Here is an 18,597-nt window from a genome sequence, read left to right as displayed (position 1 = left end):
CATCAGCCCGTTTGTGAGCTTGCGGTGTTTTTATTAGTTTCTCGGTTTGGCGCGGTTGGTCGGGGTCGCGTTCCACGGGTCTTCGGGCCAGTAGTGTTTGGGGTAGCGGCCTTTGAGGTCTTTTTTGACGTCGAAGTAGGTGGTGGCCCAGAAGCTGGCGAGGTCGCGGGTGACTTGCACCGGGCGTTGGGCGGGAGAGAGCAGGTGCAGAAGCAGCGGCACGCGTCCGCGCGCGATGCGCGGCGTTTCCGGGAGGCCGAATACTTCTTGGAGCCGCACGGCGAGCACGGGGGATTCCGGGTCGCTGTAGTCGACGGGAATACGCGAGCCGCTCGGGACGGCGATATGCGTCGGCGCGCTCGCTTCGAGTTCGCGCTGTTGCTCCCAAGTGAGGAGGGATTCCAGAAGTTGCGTGAGGTGCAAACGGGAGACGGCGTTGAGATTTTTCGCTCCGTAGAGGTGCGGGCCGAGCCAGTCGGGCAGCGTGCGGGTGAGCGCTTCGTCCGAGACGTCCGGCCAGTTTTGCGGGTCGGCGCGGTGGAGGAAGTGCAGGCGCTGTTGGAGTTGGCGGGCGTTTTTCGTCCATGGCAGGGCTTTGTCGACGCCGAGTTCGGCGACGCCTTGCAGGAGGGCGTGCAGGATTTCCTCCGGGCTTGGGTCGTGGAGTTGGGATTCGCGCAAGATCAGCGCGCCGAAGCGTTCGCGCTTGCGGGCTTTGACCGATTGCGTGGAGGAATCCCATTCGACGAGGTGTTCGTCGCTTATTTGGGCGGCGAAGTGCTGTTTGAGCGTTTCGAGGTCGAGCGGGGCGGCGAGATCGATGCGGCTCTCGCTGCCTTGGTCGTCGAGTTCGGCGGCGACGAGATAAGGCTCGCTCGACAGATTTTGAAGCGTCGGCAGGACGGCGCCGCGTCCGTTTGCGAGCAGGTAGCGTCCGTTGGGTCGGCGCTGTGCGATCCGATCCGGGTACGCGAAGGCAAGGAGCAGTCCGACGTCCTCTGTGTGTGTGCTTTGTTTGAGATCGAGCCCCCGTTTCCACTGCCCGGCTTCGGCGAGGATGCGGCGGGAGGTGGAGAGGTCGACCGTGTGGGGCGGTGATGTTTTTTCCTGCACGGCGTGGAGCGCTTCCAGTCGCAAACGGAGATCGGCGTCGGCGAGGCGGTCGCCGCGCAGGATGTCGCGTTCGTTCAAGAGCGCCGCCAGATCGCAGGCGAGGGCTCCGTCGCCGAGCGGGATCGCTTGCAAAATCATGTGCGCGAGGCGCGGGTGCAAGCCGAGTTCGCCCATGCGTCGTCCGTGCGCGGTGATGTTGCCGTCAAGGTTGAGCGCGCCGAGTTGTTGCAACAGCGTGCGGGCTTGCGCGTAAGACGCGGCAGGCGGCGGGTCGAGCCAGAGCAGTTCGGCAGGGTCGTCGACGCCCCATGCCGCCAGTTCGAGCGCGAGCGGCGCCAAGTCCGCTTCGAGAATTTCCGGCGTGCTGCGGGATTTCAGTTGCGCGTCTTCCGCTTCGGTCCACATCCGGTAGCAGACCCCCGGCCCTAAGCGTCCGGCGCGTCCGCGGCGTTGGTCGGCCGAGGGGCGCGAGACCGTCACCGTTTCAAGCCGCGTCATACCCGTACGCGGGGAAAAGCGCGGAACGCGCATCTGCCCGCTGTCGATCACGACGCGCACCCCCTCGACGGTGAGCGACGTTTCGGCGATGGAGGTCGCCAGCACGATTTTGCGCTCGCCGGGCGGGCACGGCGTCAGTGCGAGGTCTTGGTCTTCGCGGGTCAGACTGCCGTGAAGCGGGGCGACGCGGATGCGCTGAGGTTGGCGAAGTGAATCTGAGCCAGCGCCGAATTGCTGTGAAAATGACGGGATGTCTTTGGCAGGAGCACTCTTCCATGAAGCGGCGGAGGGGTCATTGGAAGTCGTTTCTTCGCGAGCGGACGCGGTTGCCGTCCTGATCCCCTGCTCCGCAAGCAACGCTTCCGTCCGGCGAATCTCGCCCGTGCCCGGCAGGAACACCAGAATGTCGCCCTCCTCCCGATTCAACGCCTCCATGATGGCTTTCACAACGGCAGGCTCCACCCGCCCTTCCACGCGGTGGGCGGCTAAGCGGGTTTCCACGGGGAATGCGCGACCTTCGCTTTTCAGCACAGGCGCAATTCCGAGCAGATTCGCAACCGGCTCCGCTTCAAGCGTCGCGGACATGACGAGCAGGCGCAAGTCGTCGCGCAGCATCTCTTGCGATTGCAGGCACAGCGCCAGCCCCAAGTCCGCATGCAGACTCCGCTCATGAAACTCGTCAAAAATCACGATGCCGTACCCTTCCAACGCCTGATCTCCTTGCAACATCCGTGTCAGCACGCCTTCGGTGACAACTTCAATCCGCGTCTTTGGTCCGACTCTGGTGTCCATCCGCACGCGGTAGCCGACCGTTTCGCCGACTTTCTCCCCCAGCACGGAAGCCATGAATCCGGCGGCGGCCCGTGCGGCGAGGCGTCGCGGCTCCAGCATGAGAATTTTCTGCCCGGCAAGCCACGGCTCGTCCAACAGGGCAAGCGGAATTCGCGTCGTCTTGCCCGCGCCCGGCGGCGCGACCAGCACGGCGCTGATTCGCTCCCGCAATGTCTCTTTCAACTCCGGCAACACCACATCGATCGGCAACCCCGACATCCCTTTGACCTCCATCTGAATCGATCAATCAATAAAAAAAGATCGCCCTTGAGTTTCCACAGCTCAGCGATCTATTTCAACTAGAAATTATGAGCCGACACCCTAGAGGGTAGTCAGTTGTGCAAAACGACTGTAGGTGTTTCCAGCACCTACGGTCATTTTTTTATCCTGCCCTCATTTTACCACAGACGAACTCCGCACCTCAACATAGCTCTTCATATGTAAAAAAGAGACCGCCACCCGCACGGTCTCTTTTTCCATAGCCAAACTTAAAACGCCGCCACATGCCCGTCGGTGCGCATCTCCGTGCCGCCTGCGAGCACGCCGCTGTCGGTGTCGCGCCAGATGATCTGACCGCGGCCGAAACCGCCGCGTCCGATTGCGACTTTGACCGCGTGCCCCTTGCGGTGCAGCGCGTCGACGATGTGCTCCGGCACCGACGCTTCGAGCTCGACGTTCAGCCCGGACGTCCACTGCCAGCGCGGAGCATCCAACGCCGATTGCGGGTTGAGCGCAAAGTCGACCGTATTCATGACGACTTGCACATGCCCTTGCGGCTGCATGAAGCCGCCCATGACGCCAAACGGCCCCACCGCTTGCCCGCCCTTGGACAGGAAGCCCGGAATGATCGTGTGGTACGGACGCTTGCCCGGTGCCAAACAGTTGTCGTGCGTCGGGTCGAGCGTGAAGTTGTTTCCTCGATTGTGCAAACCAACCCCCGTGCCCGGCACGACCAAACCGGAGCCGAAGCCCATGTAGTTGCTCTGGATGAACGACACCATGTTGCCTTCGCCGTCCGCCGTGCACAGATACACCGTGCCGCCGCTTCTCGGGTCGCCCGCTTCCGGTTGGCGCGCCAGATCGCCGATCAACTTGCGGCGCTCGTCCGCATACGCCTCCGACAGCAATTGCTCCACCGTCACCGTCATGTGGTTGAGATCGGTGATGTACTTCTGCCCGTCCGCAAACGCCAACTTCGTCGCTTCAATCGCCGTGTGGTACGCCTGCACCGTCTCGCGCTCCGTGAAATCGAAGCCCTTGAGCAGATTGAGCGCCATCAGCGCGACGATGCCGTGCCCGTTCGGCGGGATTTCCCACACGTCGTAGCCTTTGTAGTTGACGGAGATCGGCTTCACCCACTCCGGGCGGAAGTTCGCCAAATCCTCTCCGCACAGATACCCGCCGTGCTTTTTGGAATAGGCGTCGATCTTCTCCGCGAGCTCTCCGCGATAAAACGATGCCGCTCCCGTCTCCGCAATCTCTTGCAACGTCTTGGCATGGTTCGGCGAACGCCACATCTCGCCGATGCGCGGCGCGCGGCCTTCCGGTGCGAACGTGTCAAACCAATGCTTGAACTCGTCGCCCTTCAAGTTTTCGCTGAAGATCTTCACCGCCCGCTCCCAGTAGTACCCGAGCGTCGGCGACAGCGGGAAGCCGCGCTGGGCGTACTCAATCGCCGGCGCGAGCACGTCCGTCAAAGGTAACTTGCCAAACTTCGCCGACAATTCCGCCCACGCGGACGGCGCGCCCGGCACGGTCACCGGAACGAAACCATACTTCGGCATCTCCGTATGCCCTTGGTTTCGCAGTTCTTCCAGCGAGATTGCCGCCGGAGCCGGGCCGCTCGCGTTCAACCCGTGCAGTTCGCCCTTCGTCCAGATCAGGGCAAACGAGTCGCCGCCGATCCCGTTTGACGTCGGCTCCACGACGGTGAGCGCCGCCGCCGTCGCGATCGCCGCATCAATGGCGTTCCCGCCCTTGCGCAGAATTTCCAAACCCGCTTGAGCGGCGAGCGGTTGCGACGTCGCCACCATGCCGTTGCGGGCATAGGTGGTCATGCGGCGCGAAGCATAGGGATGGTGCAAAGCATCGAGATTCATGGGGTCAGACTCCCTTCCACATGTTCGGTTTTCGACCTGTCTCTTCAATTAATATAGGTGGCATGCCACGAAGTGTCCATCCCCTGTTTCCTTCAGTGCGGGACGCTCCGTTTTGCAAATCTCCATGCAGGCGTGGCAACGGGTGTGGAACGCGCACCCGCTCGGCGGGTTCGCCGGGCTCGGCACGTCGCCGGTCAGCACGATCCGCTCGCGCTTCTCGCCCGGCGTCGGATGCGGCACGGCGGAAAGCAACGCTTGCGTGTAGGGATGCAAGGGGTTGTCATAGAGGCTCTTCTTGGGCGAGAGTTCGACCATCCGGCCCAAGTACATCACCCCGACGCGGTCGGAGATGTGGCGCACGACCGACAAGTCGTGCGAGATGAACAGGTAGGTGAGTTGGAATTCCTCTTGCAGGTCTTTCATGAGGTTTAGAATCTGCGACTGAATCGACACGTCGAGCGCGGAGACCGGTTCGTCGGCGACGATCAGCTTCGGCTGCGTGATCAGCGCCCGCGCGATGCCGATGCGCTGGCGTTGCCCGCCGGAAAACTCGTGCGGGAAGCGGTCGTAGTGCGCTTCGGTGAGACCGACGGTTTCGAGCAGTTTTTTCACTTTTTCTTTGCGTTCTGTCGCCGTGCCGATCCCGTGGACTTTCAGCGGTTCTTCCAGAATCGCGCCGACCGTCATGCGCGGGTTCAGCGACGCAAACGGGTCTTGGAAGACCATCTGCAAGTCGCGGCGCGCTTTGCGCAGTTCGGCGTTCTTGAGTGCTGTCAGCGGTTTGCCTTGGAACAGCACCTCTCCCTCCGACGGCTCGATCAACCGCAAAATCGCCCGTCCGGTCGTGGACTTCCCGCAACCGGACTCGCCGACGATGCCGAGCGTCTCGCCTTCTTCAACGGTAAACGAGACGTCGTCCACCGCTTTTACAACTTCCTTGCGCGTGCCGTAGTACTTTTTGAGACCTTTGACTTCCAGCAGCGTGCTCATGCGTGCTGCACCTCCCCGATTGCAGATTCTTGGTTCAACCAGCATCGGCTTTGACGGCCTTCCCCCAGCTCAAACAGCGGCGGCGTGTCGGACAGGCACTTGTCGTGTGCCTGTTCGCAGCGCGACGCGAACCGGCAGCCTTGGCGAACGGAGCCCGGCAACGGAACGGAGCCCGGAATCGATTCCAGACGGTCGAGGTCGGCGTCCACTTTCGGAATGGAGCGCATCAAGCCTTGCGTGTACGGATGCGCCGGACGCTCAAACAGCGAGTTCACGTCCGCCGCTTCCACAACTTGTCCCGCGTACATGACGATGACGCGGTCGCACATCTCGGCGACGACGCCCAAGTCGTGCGTAATCAACAGGATCGACGTGGACTGGCGGTCGCGCAGATCGCGCATCAGGTCGAGAATCTGCGCTTGGATCGTCACGTCGAGCGCCGTCGTCGGTTCGTCGGCGATCAACACGTCCGGGTCGCAGGACATCGCCATCGCGATCATCACGCGCTGGCGCATCCCGCCGGAGAGTTGGTGCGGGTATTCGTGCACGATCTTCTCCGGACGCGGGATGTTGACTTTCTTCAGCATCTCGACCGCATGGTCGAGCGCTTGTTTTTTGGAATAGCCCCGATGGAGCATCGTCATCTCGGAAAGCTGTTTGCCGATCGTGTAGACCGGGTTCAGCGAAGTCATCGGTTCTTGGAAGATCATCGCGATCTCGTTGCCGCGCACGGAGCGCATTTGTGCTTCGGAGAGGGAGAGCAGGTCGCGGCCGTTGAAGTGGATGCGGCCCTCGGCAATCTTGGCCCCCTTCGCCAACAGACGCATGATCGAAAGCGACGTGACGCTCTTGCCGCAGCCGGATTCGCCGACGACGCCGAGCGTCTCTCCCTTTTGAAGAGAAAACGAAATGCCGTCGACGGCGGGGATGACGCGGTTTTCACCGTGAAACTGAGTTTTCAGATTTTGAATCTCCAAGATGGTGGACATGCGCTCGTCCTCCCTTTCAGAAAAATAACTTTGTACCAATGTCTCAAAAACTTTTTGTTCAGTCAAGGACGAATTTTCTGATTGCTTGGAAATTAATTTTGGTGTAAGGTAGACGAAACGAAAGCAAATCACAAAAAACACTTTCGAAATGACAATAACCAGGGGGTCAGTCAGGATGAAAAAACCGTTACAATTGAGCTTCACGTTTTTATTGGCAGGTGCCTTAATCGCTTCGGCCGGGTGCTCTTCCAGCAACAGCGCCGACACGTCCAAGTCCGATGCCAAACCGGCAACCAACGCAGTGAAACAGGGGGGGACGGTCAACATTTCCCTGGACGCAGACCCGCCGAAACTCGACCCGAGCTTCTCCACCGCGCTGGTCGACCGCATGGTGTTCCAAAGCATCTACGACAAACTGGTCGATCTGGATGACAAAGGCAACATCGTTCCGATGCTCGCAGACAAATGGGACGTGTCGCCCGACCAGAAATCGTATACGTTCCACCTTCACCCGGGCGTGAAGTTTACCGACGGCACCGACTTCAACGCCGACGCCGTAAAATTCAACATCGAACGCTACATGGACAAAGCGTCCACCCGCCGCAACGAACTGCAAGCGGTCGACAAAGTGAGCGTCGTCGATCCGAGCACCGTCAAGATCGACCTCAAGCAGCCGTTCGCGCCGTTCCTCTCCGTCCTCACCGACCGCGCCGGGATGATGGTCTCGCCGGCTGCCGTGAAACAGTACGGAGACGACTTCCTGAACCATCCGGTCGGCACCGGCCCGTTCGTTTTGAAAGACCGCGTGAAAGGCTCGACCCTGACGCTGGAGAAAAACCCGAACTATTGGAAGGAAGGACTCCCGCACCTCGACAAAGTGGTCTATAAGATCATCAACGACTCCAACCAAGCGCTCAACAACTTGAAGTCCGGACAAGTCGACATCACCAATGTATTCCCGACCAAGGAGATTCCGAACTTCGCAAACGATCCGAAGATCTCCGTCGTCAACCAAGCGGGCCAAGGTTTCCAAGGCATGCACTTGAACGCGTCGAAAGCTCCGTTTGACAACGCCGCGCTCCGTTCCGCCGTCGACCTGATGATCGACCGCGACGCGATCGTCAAAGTGGTGCTCAACGGCGCAGGCACGGCGGGCCACTCGCCGTTTGCTCCGACGCAATTTGCGTTCGGCGACACCGACAAGTTCGAAAGACCGAACGTGGACAAAGCAAAGGAATTGCTCAAGCAGGGCGGCAAACCGGACGGCTTCTCGTTCACGCTGAAGATCGGCACGACGCCGACCAACCAACAGCTCGGCCAAATGATCCAAAACATGCTCAAACCGGCGGGCATCACCGTCAATTTGGAAAAAGTCGAGTTCGGCACCCTGATCGACCAAGCGAAAAACGGCAACTACGAAGCCGTGCAACTCGGCTGGAGCGGACGTCCGGACCCGGACCAAAACCTCTACGATTGGGACGTGACCGACGGCACGCAAAACTACTCGCGCTACAGCAACAAGGACGTGGACACTCTGCTGCAAAGCGCGCGCGTCGAAGGCGACAACAACAAGCGCAAGGAACTCTACGACAAAGCGATGCAGATTCTCAACACCGAGAACCCGTACCTCTACCTCTACCACTCCAACAACGTGTTCGGTCTCTCCAAAGAGGTCCAAGGCTTCGTGTACGTTCCGGACGGCTTGATCCGTACCGCAACTCTGAGCAAGTAAGCATTCTACGCAGGAAGGAGAATGAGTATGGCATTCCTGGTCAGGCGATTGTTGCTGGCCGTACCGGTCATTTTTTTGGTGACGATCTTGGTTTTCTCTCTCATGCACATGCTGCCCGGCGATCCAGCAACGGTTATCCTCGGGCAGGAAGCGCCTCCGGAAGCGGTCGCGGCGTTGCGCGAGCAGCTCGGTCTGAACGATCCGATCGTCATGCAGTATCTGCATTGGCTGGGAGGCGTTCTGCACGGGGATCTCGGGCACTCGCTCGTCGACAACTCGCCGGTCTCTGATCTGATCGCCCAGCGTCTGCCGGTCACGGTGGAGCTCACGATCGGCACGTTCTTGATCGCGCTGATCATCGCGATTCCGGCAGGCATCATCTCGGCGACGAGACAGGGCAAATTCTCCGATTATGTCGCTTCGATTCTGGCGATGAGCGGCATGTCGATCCCGTCGTTCTGGTTTGCGATGATGTTGATCGTCCTCTTCGCCGTCAAACTGGGCTGGTTCCCGGCTTCCGGGTACACGCCGTTCTTCGAAAACCCCGCCGCCAACATCACGGCGATGATTTTGCCGATGTTCGCGACGGCGCTGCGGGAAGCGGCCGTGCTGATGCGGATGCTGCGCTCGTCGCTGCTTGAAGTGATGAGCGCGGACTACATCCGCACCGCCTACTCCAAAGGACAGCGCGAGCGCGTCGTCGTCCTGCGCCATGCTTTCAAAAACGCACTGGTCCCGGTCGTGACCACATCCGGCCTGATGGTCGCAGGTCTGCTCGGGGGTCTCGTAATCACGGAGTCGATCTTCTCGATTCCGGGGTTTGGCAAGCTGATCGTCGACTCGATTTACCAACGCGACTTCGTGACCGTGCAAGGCGCGGTGCTGGTGTCCGCACTGCTGGTCGTCGTGATCAACCTCGCAGTCGATCTGACCTATTCGCTGATCGACCCGCGCATCAAAGTCGGAAAGGGGGCAGAAGGATGAGCCACTCCGCAACGCAAGCGTCCGCTTCCAACACCGCCGTTCCAGTTGTCAAAAAAGAAAGACGCGCCCGTCAATTTTGGCGGCGCTTCTCCCGCAACAAGCTGGCGGTTGTCGGGGGCGTGATCATCCTCGTCCTGATCTTGACGGCGATTTTCGCGCCGCTGATCGCCACGCACGATCCGATTTTTGACCAAGACTACAACAACTTGATCTCCAAGCCAGGCAACGGGCATCTCCTCGGTACCGACGACCTCGGGCGCGACACGTTCTCGCGCTTGATCTACGGGGCGCGGCTGTCGCTGGAAGCGGCGGCGATCTCCGTCGGGATCGCGCTCGTGATCGGCGTGCCGATCGGGCTCGTCACCGGCTATTACCGCGGTGTCTGGGACGAATGGGTGATCATGCGCATCGTCGACGCGATGCAGGCGTTTCCGTCGATCATCCTCGCGCTGGTCATGGCCGCCGTGCTTGGCGGAGGATTTTTTAACGCGATGGTGGCGATCGGGATCGGGTTCCTGCCGTCGATCATCCGCATCACCCGCGCCCAAGTCATGACGGTGCGCAACTTGGAATATGTGCAGGCCGCCAAAGCGATCGGGGCTCGCGACGGACGCATCATGTTCCTGCATGTACTGCCAAATTGCCTGGCTCCGCTGCTCGTCCAAGCGACGCTGTCGATGGCGGCGGCGATCGTTGCGGAAGCCGGCCTTTCGTACTTGGGTTTGGGCGCGGCGCCGGAGCAACCGAGCTGGGGCTCGATGCTGCACATCGCGCAGGGATACTTGAATATCGAACCTTTGCTTGCCTTCTGGCCCGGCCTTGCGATATTTTTAGTGGTGCTCGGCTTTAACTTGCTGGGCGACGGAATTCGGGAGGTACTCGATCCGAAACTAAAACGCTAACGGGGCACAGGGGGACACAAACATGGTGTACGAATATGCAGATGCAGACAGTGAACTGCCGAAATTGGAACTCGACGATGTTGACAAACAGATTTTGGAAATCCTGCATGAAAACAGCCGCATCTCGTACACGGACTTGGGGAAACGCATCGAGCTCTCGCGGGTAGCTGTCCAAACCCGCATCCAGTCCTTGATCGAAGCCGGGGTGATCGAACGGTTTACCGTCGTGATCAACCCGGCGATGGTCGGGATGAAAGTATCGGCTTTTTTCCATGTAGACATCGAACCGTCGCATCTCGATGCTGTGGCGCAAGAGTTGGCGAAGGACCCGGCCGTGACGAGTTTGTACCACATGACGGGGCCGAGCACCTTGCACATGCACGGCATCTTCACGAGCAACTCCGAGCTGCAGAAATTTTTGAAGGAAAAACTCTATGCAATGCCCGGCATTCTCAAGGTCGACTGTCAGATGCTGCTCAAACGCTACAAGAGCCGAATGGGGATGAAACTGTAAGTCCCCTCCATTTGAAAGGAGGATTCCCATGTCGTCCATCTGGTACTTGTTCATCGCCATGATGCGCGCCGGTCTGCTTGGTTACGGAGGCGGGCCGAGCGCCATTCCGCTGATCCGCACCGAGGTCGTCGAACGCTATCATTGGTTGAGCGACCAAGAGTTCGCCGACGCGCTGGCGATCGCCAATACGCTGCCGGGGCCGATTGCCACCAAACTGTCCGCTTTCGTCGGGTACAAAGTCGCGGGGATCTTAGGGGCGGCGTCTGCGCTGATCGGCATGGTCGCGCCGACGGCGATCGCGGTCATCGTGCTCGTCAAACTGCTGACCACGTTTAAAAACAGCCCCTACCTGAAGGGCTTGATCGCCGCCGTCCGACCGGTCGTTGTGGTCTTGTTGATCCAGACGGCGTTTCAAGCGTCGCAAAACGGCACGTTCAGCGACTGGAAGCCGATCGCCGTCGGCGTGGCGTCCGCGCTGGCGCTGTTCTGGTTGAAGATTGACGCACCGTATGTGATTTTGGGCGCGATGGTGCTGGGGCTGTTGTTTTTTAGAACGCCGAGTGTGTGAGAACTTGTGTGAATGTGAATGTGAATGTGAATGTGAGTGTATGCGGTTACGAAAAAGAACCTCCGGGAGCGGAGGTTCTTTTTGGCGTGCGCGCGTTTAGGAGTGGACGGCGCTGGACTTTTTGGGAATCTGATTCAAAGGGACGCCGCCCTTGTAGTAGAGCGCGGGCGAGAGGAGGTTGTAGTAGATGTGGGCGCTCGGGCACCCGTGTTCTTGCAGCAGCGTGTGGATCATCAGCGCGATGGCGTCATGCGTCTGCTGGTCGCGTTGGAACATTTGAATCTCGACCGATTGCGGCGAGTTCAAGATGGGTTCGATGGCGGTTTTTTCGATCTTGATGATCTCGTGCGGAATGTTGACGATCGCCGCAAACCGATCGACGAGGGTCACTGCGATTTTCTGCAGCAACGACGTTTCAAATCCAGTAAACCGGATGTATGGCATGTTGTTCCCTCATTTCGTATTTCGTGTTGCTAAGGATCACTTCTCTCTATTGTATCAAAAAAACGCCCTCGGCAAGCGGGACCTTTTGGGGGCGGGTACACACACGCCAAAAAGCGGCCTCGTCAGGGAAGAGGCCGCTTTTTTTGAGAGGTGAAGAAGAACACAAGTCCGAAGCCGAAGATCGAGAGAATCACGCCGAGGAAGACGATCCCCAAGAGCGTCGTGACGGGGATTCTCGGCGGGGTGGGGCTGGTGTTGCGGTTGAGGTTGTTGCCGAGGTTGTGAGAATTGGCGGTGCCCCCTCCTGCACTCCCGCCGCCGCTCAACTGGAGCAAGCCGTCCTTGGTCTGTGCGGGATTGCTCATCCGTTCTTGGAGACTGCGCAGCAGTTCCGTCGCCGGATGCACTTGGAAATCGCTATCCGGGACGGCGATCTGCGCGGACGTTTGGCGGCCGACGAAATAGCGGGCGGACATGTCGTGCAAGAGCACCGGCGGCGTCGTCGCGTGCTGGTCATAGGATTCCCACGCTTCCATGAACGTGCTTCCGCTCCCTCCGGTCAACACGAGCGACAGCTGGCCGTCTTGCTTCTGTACGTCCAGCAAGACTTTCGGCTCTCCGTTTGCCTCCAGCACGAACTCCCACTGCTCAATCGGCTTCAAGACGTCCAACAGCGAACCGTCCCGGCTCTGTTTGGTTTTTTCCACGTCGGGGAGATACACTTGCAAGCCCGGCCCGACAGTCAGGGCTTGCACATCTTCCCCCGTGATCTCCAACAGGCGTTTGGCTTCCTGCAATCCCTCGTGTTCCGCGTATGTCTGCACGTCCGGCGGGACGTTCGAAGCAATTGCAGCGGAAACCGGGTGCGGGATCGACACACCTGACATCATCAGCGCCAGCGCAAAGCCGGCGAATAAGGTACGTGTACGTGTTTTCATACTCTAGGTATACAAGATTTGGAAATCAGCGTCAACTCCAAGTTAAGATGTGATTCCCAATATGGATCGTGAAATTTGTCAGTAAAGTGCCGGGGAATTTTTACTAAACTTGTGCTAAAATAAATTTTATTCAACCATTGGAAGGGAGACAAAGCCATGAGAGGAAGAAAGTGGGTGCGGCACCCCGGACAGCGCGTCACCTACGGCGAACCGGACGCTTCGCAGCTGGGGCCGGAGTCGGTGATTACGATCACGCGCTCGGAACGTCTGAGTCTGTTCCGGTTGTTGGTCGCGGCGTTTCTGAATGAAACGATCATGCGGCAGATGGTGAAGCGGGACACGGTGATCTACGCCGAACTGGAAGCCGATGTGCGCGCGGGTTGGGCGCAGACGTTGTCCGTCTGGAAAAACGGGCGCGAGATGACGGAGTTTCGCAACTCCGGCGCACACGGGCGGGCGTTGCGGTTTTTCCGCTGGGTGTTCTACGGAGGCAAGGTGCAGGCGTACGTGCTGTCGTACAAAGCGTGGGGCGAGATTCCGAACATGGAGGAAGCCGCAGCGCTCGCCGTCGAGTACGGACGCTTTGCAGACGGCGGCGAGATCGTCCGTCAAGCGAAAAACCTAACAACAGACGCGAAAAAAAACAACGGGAGCGCGGGTGCGTGACTCGTTGTTTTTTTTTGCTATGAAAATCCATCTGGAAGGGGAAGGTAAGACAGAGAAAAATCAGGAGGTGCCGCAGCATGGATCAAGTGGTGCTTGCACGGTCGCTGTTTGGAACGACGATGGCCTTTCATATTATCTTCGCGACGATTGGGGTCGGGCTTCCGCTGATGATTTTGATCGTGGAGGTGCTGTTCCAATTTACCGGAGACAGCGATTACGCGCTGATGGCGAAGCGTTGGACACGCGGGTTTGCCGTGTTGCTCGGCGTGGCGATCCCGTCGGGCACGATCGCCGGCGTGCAGTTGTCGCTGTTATGGCCGCAGTTTATGAAGGTTGTGGGCAAGGTCATCGCATTGCCGTTTCAGATTGAGATCTTTGCGTTTCTGCTCGAAGCGTTGTTTATGTCGATCTACGTGTACGCGGCGGATCGCCTGTCGCGGGGGATGCGAATCCTAAGCGTCGTGCTCGTGGCGTTCGGCGCCGTGATGTCGGCGATTCTGATCACCAACGTGCACGCGTTTGAAGGCACGCCGACCGGGTTTCGGATCGTGGGCGGCGAGATTGTGGACATTCGGCCGTGGAAAGCTTTTTTTAACCCGAGCTTTGCCGTTTCGGCGGGGCATGTTGCCGTTTCGGCGTACATGACCGGCGCGTTTGTGATCGCGTCGCTGGCGGCGTTCAAGATGCTGCGCCGCGGTTTGTCGGACAAGCATTACGCGTTTCACCGCAAGGCGTTGATGGTGGGCTTGGTGGTCGGCGGGCTGTTCTCCGTGTTGACGGCGCTCAACGGCCATGCGTCGGCGCAGCACTTGTACGACGAGCAGCCGGAGAAGCTGGCGGCGGCGGAGGGACTGTTTGTCACGCAGGATCATGCGCCGCTGACAATCGGCGGTTTCACCGACAAAGAGACGCATGAAGTGAAGTACGGCATCGAGATTCCCTGGGCGCTGAGCTTCTTGGCGAACAACCGCTTTGACACGGTGGTCAAAGGCTTGAACGAGTGGCCGGAAGACGAATGGCCGCCGCTGTTCATCCACACGCTGTTCAACGCGATGGTCGGCGTGGGGATGTTGCTGTTGCTGATGTCGATCGTCGGATTTTGGTGGCACCGCCTGTTAAAAAAACAAACTTTCCCGCGCTGGATGGTCTGGAGCTTCTTCGTCTCGGGGCCGCTGTCGATGCTCGGGATTGAGTTTGGGTGGATTTTTTCCTGCACGGGGCGGCAACCGTGGATTCTCTACCGGGTGATGCGCACGTCGGAAGCGGTGACGCACACGGGGAACTTGGGCACGCTGTTTTTGCTGTTCACGGGCGTGTATCTGCTCTTGGCGATCTCGGTGGTCGTCGTGTTGCGCGCCTACTTCAAGCGCCACCCGCTCGGCGACGAGTTGGGCGGTTCGGGCGACGTGAACGGCGAAGAGGAGGGCCTGCATGTCTGACGAGCTGATTGCGGTAAGTTTGCTGTGGCTGTTCGTCTTCGTGTACGCGATGGCGGCGTCCATCGACTTCGGGGCGGGGTTTTGGTCGCTGATCTATCTCTATCGCAAGGAAAACAACATGACCCAGATCGCCAACCGCTATCTCTCCCCGTCGTGGGAAGTGACGAACGTGTTCATCGTGTTGGTGGTCATCGGGACGGTGAGTTTTTTTCCGGGGGCAACGGCGGTTTTGGGGACGGTGTTGCTCTGGCCGTTCTCGATCGGGTTGTTGCTGTTGACGCTGCGCAGCGCGTTCCTCGTGTTCTCGCACGCCGCGGAAAAAAAATACGCCCGCGCCCTGTCGGTGATCTCCGGTGCGACCGGCGTGTTTTTGCCGATGTTGTTGATTTTGGTTCTGCCGATCACGTACGGCGGCATGATCGGAACGACGGACGGGCGGGATCAGTTGTTGTGGGGGTCGTTGCTGTCGAGTGCCAGCACGTATGCGTATCTGGCGTTTGCCGGGCTGTCGACGCTGTTTCTCTCGTCGCTGCTCTTGGCGGACTACTCGCACGTGTCGGAGGACTGGCGGGCGTATCAGGTGTATCGCAAAGACGCGATCTGGCTCGGGCCGTTTGCGTTTCTCGCGGCGATCTTCGTGATTGTGACGATGGCGCGGGACGCGCCGTGGATGTATGACAACCTGCAAAACAACAAAGGCTGGATTCTCTCGTCCGGCGTGCTTTACGTGTTGGGGTATCTGGCGTTGTTCACCCCTCGAAAAGCGGGGTCTCCCGCTGCAGGGCGGCCGCGTCTCGCCGTGGTGGCGACGGTGTTTCAGTACTTGCTGGCGGCGACGGGGTACGGGGAAGCGCATCTGCCGTACATCGTGTATCCGTCGGTGACGATTCAGTCGGGGTTTACCGACGAGAGCACGTTTCACGCGCTGTTCGTTTCGTACCTCGTGGGGTTTGTGGTGCTGACGCCGGGGTTTTGGTTGTTTTGGCGGATGTTTATGCGGGACAAGAAATATCTGCGGCAGAAATAGCAAAAAAAGCTCTTCACGTCGTGGCGGCGTGAAGAGCTTTTTTGTTGCCGTTACGGGGTGGCGGGGCGCCTGCTGTGGAAGTGGGTCATCGCTCGTTTGAGGAAGTCGCGTTCGGCGTCTGTGAAGTGGTACGCGGGCGGTCGCTTGTCTTCGGGGAGCTCGTTGTAGCGGTTCCACGCGGTTTTCATGCCTTCGAGGACGGCGGGGTCGTTTTGCGAGACGCGGGCGTTGATTTGGGTGAGCAAGTGCGCCATATGTTGCGCTTGCGGCGAAGTCGGGTCGGCGTTCTCGGCGGTGAGGCGCTGGAGCGTCGAGCGAAATTCGTCGTATTGCCGGTAGTGCTCGCGGCGGGATTCGTCCGTCCACTCGCGCGATTCCAGTTTGCGACGGGCTTCCTCGGAGTACGACGTTTCGTAGAGTTCGCGCATGTGCGAGCGTTGGGACGGCGTGAGATGTTGGCGCACCCGCTCTTGGTTGTGTTCCGCTTGGTAGACATGGAGGATCGACGAGAGCGCTTCCGGGTCGTCGGGGTTTTTGCGCAAGAGATGGAGCGACGCGTCGACGGCGCGGAGAATCAGGTCGAGTTCGGCGCGCTTGTCGAGGAGCATGGCTTTTTGCTGAGCGAGCCGCTCGGAGAGATGCCGGGGGCTTGCTTGGAGGCACGCTTTGATCTCGTCGAGGGAGAAGCCCAAGTATTTGAGGGCGAGGATGTATTGCAAGCGTTGCAGGTCGGATTCGGTGTACAGCCGATATCCGGCCTCGCTGTGTTGGGACGGAGAGAGCAGACCGGTTTTGTCATAGTAGCGCAACGTGCGGATGGAGATGCGGGCTTTTTGGGCGAGTTCGCCGGTTTGGTAGAGTTTTATGTTCTGATCAGACGGCATCGGGTTCCCTCCTTTTTTTCAAGCGTAAGGGGTGACGTTGGGTCAGGGTCAAGCCATATCATAACGGAATCTTGCAAAAATTGGAACTCTATCGTACGCTGGTGAGAAGTCATACCCGAATCAGCGAGGTGCAGAAAAAATGAACCACAACCTCCCGTTGCTGACGGCAGAACTGGCGGATCTGATCGAGAAGTCGGACTGCGATGTCATGCGAGGACGGATGGAATACATCGGCAAGCAGCAAGGCAACCCCTACGGCGTGGAAATCAAGACGTTCGGCCGCGCCGTCGCGATGTTGGCGCATCACTTTCCGGTGATCGACTTCAACCGCGTATACGGCATCGGTGCTGAGGAAATTCAGCACGTGGACGACATCTGCGCGTTCTTCGCGTCTGCCAACCGCAACTTTATGATCGACGTCCCCCCGCAACGCACGACCCCGGAACTGCTTCAAGCGCTTACCGCACGCGGGTTCCGGCAATCGGGCTTCCACACGGCGATGTACGGCGTGCCGGATGTGAGCAAGGTTCGCCCGGTCGAAGGTTTGGAAGTCCGTCGCGTGCAACCGCATGAGGTGGAGCTGTACGGACGTATCTTCACCCGTTCGTTGGAGATTCCCGACGACATTCCGGAGCGGACGGAGAGCAACTTTCTTTTAGTAGAAGACCCGGAGTGGCATCTCTATCTCTGCTGGCAAGGCGACACGGCGATCGGCTTTACCATGATGCAGATCGTGGACGGCGTCGCGGGGTTCGCGCTCGCGGCCACGCTTCCGGAGTACCGCAACCGGGGCGCGCAGACGGCGATGCTGCACCAACGCATGCTCGACGCCGAAGCGGCCGGCGCGCATCTGATCGTCGCCCAGTGCGATTTCGCCAGCGGGTCCCATCGCAATCTGCAACGAGCCGGCTTCCACGTCGCCTACACCAAGGCGGTCTGGAAACGAGAGGAGGCATAACACCCCATGATCCCAGCGATCCAAGAACGCTTCAACGACCAAATTCTCCACGAAGCCGCCAACCGTTACGGCATCACCCCCGACGGGTTGAAAAACCTCGGCGGTTTCGAAGCGAACGTCTACGAATTCCAGCGCGACAACTCCGCGTACATTTTGAAGATCACCCACACCATCCGCCGCTCCGTCAACTACCTGCTCGGCGAACTGGAATGGCTGAACTATCTTGCCGAAGGGGGCGTCTCCGTCTCGCGCTGCATTCCCTCGGTGAACGGCGAACTCGTGGAAGTGATTCCCGAAGGAGACGGCCACGCGTTTCTCGCGATGGCGTATGAAAAAGCTCCCGGTTCTCGCGTCACCAAGGAAATATGGGGCCCCGACCTGTTTCGCGAATGGGGCCGCGTGATCGGGCGCATCCACAAACTCACGCAACACTATGTTCTCCGCGATCCGGCTGTCAAACGCCAAGAGTGGTACGAAGAAGAGCACCTCAAACTCCGCAAATACCTCCCCGCCGACGACCAGGAAGTGATCGCGGCAGGCGAAGAACTGCTGACGCGCATCCACGCGTTGCCCAAAGACTCGACGTCCTACGGACTCTGCCATACCGATTTGCACCAAGGCAATCATTACGTCGACGAAACCGGCAAGATCACCGCGTTCGACTTTGACGATTGCGGCTACAACTGGTTTGCCAACGACATCGCGATCATCCTGTATTACGAAATGCAGTACAAGTCCGAGACGTATCCGACGCGGGCGGCGACGACGGAGGCGTTTTTGACGCATTTCATTGAAGGGTATCAAGAAGAGAACGCGTTCAACCCGGAGTGGCTGACCCTCTTCCCGGACTTTCTGCGCTTGCGGCACCTCTTGCTGTACATCGTGTTGCACCAAGCGGGCGACACGCTGCCGGAGAAGTACCGCCAAGAACTCCCGCGCCACCGCCAAGAAATCATCGACCGCACGCCGAGGGTGGAGTTTGATTTCACGCGGATTCCCGTCAACGCGCCCACGATCTGAT

At 59.4% G+C, this 18,597-nt stretch carries 17 protein-coding genes; 10 read left to right on the top strand and 7 right to left on the bottom strand.

All coding sequences use genetic code 11. The features are described 5' to 3' along the window. Positions 1 to 33 precede the first annotated feature (33 nt). From hrpB to EL26_RS02185, 4 genes are all read right to left on the bottom strand, one after another. Positions 34 to 2,661, bottom strand: a complete 2,628-nt coding sequence (hrpB, locus tag EL26_RS02200; protein WP_038084009.1) for an ATP-dependent helicase HrpB — start codon at positions 2,659 to 2,661, stop codon at positions 34 to 36. 269 nt (positions 2,662 to 2,930) lie between these two features. Next, positions 2,931 to 4,541 (bottom strand): gamma-glutamyltransferase family protein, encoded by a 1,611-nt coding sequence (locus tag EL26_RS02195; protein ID WP_038084006.1) that lies wholly within the window; start codon positions 4,539 to 4,541, stop codon positions 2,931 to 2,933. 48 nt (positions 4,542 to 4,589) lie between these two features. Next, on the bottom strand, positions 4,590 to 5,531 hold the full coding sequence (locus EL26_RS02190; RefSeq protein ID WP_038084003.1) for an ABC transporter ATP-binding protein: 942 nt from the start codon (positions 5,529 to 5,531) through the stop codon (positions 4,590 to 4,592). Then, positions 5,528 to 6,520 (bottom strand): ABC transporter ATP-binding protein, encoded by a 993-nt coding sequence (locus EL26_RS02185; RefSeq protein WP_038084001.1) that lies wholly within the window; start codon positions 6,518 to 6,520, stop codon positions 5,528 to 5,530. Before EL26_RS02185 ends, EL26_RS02190 begins: the two co-directional genes overlap by 4 nt. A gap of 175 nt (positions 6,521 to 6,695) precedes the next feature. On the opposite strand from EL26_RS02185, the gene EL26_RS02180 reads away from it, so the two are divergent. Genes EL26_RS02180 through EL26_RS02160 form a run of 5 tightly spaced genes read left to right on the top strand, consistent with a single transcriptional unit; the run spans position 6,696 to position 11,220 of the window. Continuing rightward, positions 6,696 to 8,252 carry an ABC transporter substrate-binding protein gene (locus tag EL26_RS02180; protein ID WP_038084000.1) on the top strand — a complete coding sequence of 519 codons (1,557 nt, stop codon included), beginning with the start codon at positions 6,696 to 6,698 and terminating at the stop codon, positions 8,250 to 8,252. Positions 8,253 to 8,279: 27 nt separating this feature from the next. Then, positions 8,280 to 9,236, top strand: a complete 957-nt coding sequence (locus tag EL26_RS02175) for an ABC transporter permease (protein ID WP_038083999.1) — start codon at positions 8,280 to 8,282, stop codon at positions 9,234 to 9,236. Continuing rightward, entirely contained in the window at positions 9,233 to 10,138 is a 906-nt protein-coding gene (locus tag EL26_RS02170) for an ABC transporter permease (protein WP_038083998.1), read from the top strand. The genes EL26_RS02175 and EL26_RS02170 overlap by 4 nt, the downstream gene beginning before the upstream one ends. Positions 10,139 to 10,160: 22 nt before the next feature. After that, positions 10,161 to 10,652 (top strand): chromate efflux transcriptional regulator ChrS, encoded by a 492-nt coding sequence (locus tag EL26_RS02165; RefSeq protein ID WP_038083996.1) that lies wholly within the window; start codon positions 10,161 to 10,163, stop codon positions 10,650 to 10,652. A gap of 28 nt (positions 10,653 to 10,680) precedes the next feature. Then, on the top strand, positions 10,681 to 11,220 hold the full coding sequence (locus tag EL26_RS02160) for a chromate transporter (RefSeq protein ID WP_038083995.1): 540 nt from the start codon (positions 10,681 to 10,683) through the stop codon (positions 11,218 to 11,220). A 96-nt stretch (positions 11,221 to 11,316) separates the two neighbouring features. On the opposite strand, the gene EL26_RS02155 is transcribed toward EL26_RS02160, so the two are convergent. Both EL26_RS02155 and EL26_RS02150 read right to left on the bottom strand, forming a co-directional pair. Further along, complete coding sequence (locus EL26_RS02155) at positions 11,317 to 11,664, bottom strand: DUF1904 family protein (RefSeq protein ID WP_038083994.1); 348 nt, start codon at positions 11,662 to 11,664, stop codon at positions 11,317 to 11,319. Between the two features lie 122 nt (positions 11,665 to 11,786). Continuing rightward, a complete protein-coding gene (locus tag EL26_RS02150) occupies positions 11,787 to 12,602 on the bottom strand; it encodes a hypothetical protein (RefSeq protein ID WP_038083992.1) in 816 nt (271 codons plus the stop codon). Between the two features lie 156 nt (positions 12,603 to 12,758). On the opposite strand from EL26_RS02150, the gene EL26_RS02145 reads away from it, so the two are divergent. The 3 genes from EL26_RS02145 (at position 12,759) to EL26_RS02135 (ending at position 15,734) form a co-directional block, all read left to right on the top strand. Further along, the gene (locus EL26_RS02145) at positions 12,759 to 13,268 is read left to right on the top strand and encodes a DUF3291 domain-containing protein (RefSeq protein WP_152559145.1); all 510 of its coding nucleotides are present in this window, start codon (positions 12,759 to 12,761) and stop codon (positions 13,266 to 13,268) included. A 77-nt stretch (positions 13,269 to 13,345) separates the two neighbouring features. Further along, entirely contained in the window at positions 13,346 to 14,707 is a 1,362-nt protein-coding gene (locus EL26_RS02140) for a cytochrome ubiquinol oxidase subunit I (protein WP_038083990.1), read from the top strand. Beyond that, a complete protein-coding gene (locus tag EL26_RS02135) occupies positions 14,700 to 15,734 on the top strand; it encodes a cytochrome d ubiquinol oxidase subunit II (RefSeq protein ID WP_038083988.1) in 1,035 nt (344 codons plus the stop codon). The genes EL26_RS02140 and EL26_RS02135 overlap by 8 nt, the downstream gene beginning before the upstream one ends. 50 nt (positions 15,735 to 15,784) lie before the next feature. Here EL26_RS02135 and EL26_RS23315 read toward each other — a convergent pair whose 3' ends face one another. Continuing rightward, a complete protein-coding gene (locus EL26_RS23315; RefSeq protein ID WP_052035890.1) occupies positions 15,785 to 16,618 on the bottom strand; it encodes a MerR family transcriptional regulator in 834 nt (277 codons plus the stop codon). Between the two features lie 139 nt (positions 16,619 to 16,757). On the opposite strand from EL26_RS23315, the gene EL26_RS02125 reads away from it, so the two are divergent. Together EL26_RS02125 and EL26_RS02120 are read left to right on the top strand one after the other, a co-directional pair. Then, complete coding sequence (locus tag EL26_RS02125) at positions 16,758 to 17,576, top strand: GNAT family N-acetyltransferase (protein ID WP_038083986.1); 819 nt, start codon at positions 16,758 to 16,760, stop codon at positions 17,574 to 17,576. Between the two features lie 6 nt (positions 17,577 to 17,582). Further along, on the top strand, positions 17,583 to 18,596 hold the full coding sequence (locus EL26_RS02120; RefSeq protein WP_038083984.1) for a phosphotransferase enzyme family protein: 1,014 nt from the start codon (positions 17,583 to 17,585) through the stop codon (positions 18,594 to 18,596). The last annotated feature ends 1 nt before the right edge of the window (position 18,597 follow it).

The organism is Tumebacillus flagellatus (genome assembly GCF_000714935.1).
Taxonomy (GTDB): domain Bacteria; phylum Bacillota; class Bacilli; order Tumebacillales; family Tumebacillaceae; genus Tumebacillus; species Tumebacillus flagellatus.
The sequence above is the reverse complement of the archived record's forward strand: the minus strand, read 5'-3'. Positions and strand labels throughout refer to the sequence as shown.

Excerpts from the sequence above, each read along its gene's own strand:
- hrpB (WP_038084009.1), bottom strand. The coding sequence starts at position 2,661 with ATGTCGGGGTTGCCGATCGATGTGGTGTTGCCGGAGTTGAAAGAGACA.
- EL26_RS02195 (WP_038084006.1), bottom strand. The coding sequence starts at position 4,541 with ATGAATCTCGATGCTTTGCACCATCCCTATGCTTCGCGCCGCATGACC.
- EL26_RS02190 (WP_038084003.1), bottom strand. The coding sequence starts at position 5,531 with ATGAGCACGCTGCTGGAAGTCAAAGGTCTCAAAAAGTACTACGGCACG.
- EL26_RS02185 (WP_038084001.1), bottom strand. The coding sequence starts at position 6,520 with ATGTCCACCATCTTGGAGATTCAAAATCTGAAAACTCAGTTTCACGGT.
- EL26_RS02180 (WP_038084000.1), top strand. The coding sequence starts at position 6,696 with ATGAAAAAACCGTTACAATTGAGCTTCACGTTTTTATTGGCAGGTGCC.
- EL26_RS02175 (WP_038083999.1), top strand. The coding sequence starts at position 8,280 with ATGGCATTCCTGGTCAGGCGATTGTTGCTGGCCGTACCGGTCATTTTT.
- EL26_RS02170 (WP_038083998.1), top strand. The coding sequence starts at position 9,233 with ATGAGCCACTCCGCAACGCAAGCGTCCGCTTCCAACACCGCCGTTCCA.
- EL26_RS02165 (WP_038083996.1), top strand. The coding sequence starts at position 10,161 with ATGGTGTACGAATATGCAGATGCAGACAGTGAACTGCCGAAATTGGAA.
- EL26_RS02160 (WP_038083995.1), top strand. The coding sequence starts at position 10,681 with ATGTCGTCCATCTGGTACTTGTTCATCGCCATGATGCGCGCCGGTCTG.
- EL26_RS02155 (WP_038083994.1), bottom strand. The coding sequence starts at position 11,664 with ATGCCATACATCCGGTTTACTGGATTTGAAACGTCGTTGCTGCAGAAA.
- EL26_RS02150 (WP_038083992.1), bottom strand. The coding sequence starts at position 12,602 with ATGAAAACACGTACACGTACCTTATTCGCCGGCTTTGCGCTGGCGCTG.
- EL26_RS02145 (WP_152559145.1), top strand. The coding sequence starts at position 12,759 with ATGAGAGGAAGAAAGTGGGTGCGGCACCCCGGACAGCGCGTCACCTAC.
- EL26_RS02140 (WP_038083990.1), top strand. The coding sequence starts at position 13,346 with ATGGATCAAGTGGTGCTTGCACGGTCGCTGTTTGGAACGACGATGGCC.
- EL26_RS02135 (WP_038083988.1), top strand. The coding sequence starts at position 14,700 with ATGTCTGACGAGCTGATTGCGGTAAGTTTGCTGTGGCTGTTCGTCTTC.
- EL26_RS23315 (WP_052035890.1), bottom strand. The coding sequence starts at position 16,618 with ATGCCGTCTGATCAGAACATAAAACTCTACCAAACCGGCGAACTCGCC.
- EL26_RS02125 (WP_038083986.1), top strand. The coding sequence starts at position 16,758 with ATGAACCACAACCTCCCGTTGCTGACGGCAGAACTGGCGGATCTGATC.
- EL26_RS02120 (WP_038083984.1), top strand. The coding sequence starts at position 17,583 with ATGATCCCAGCGATCCAAGAACGCTTCAACGACCAAATTCTCCACGAA.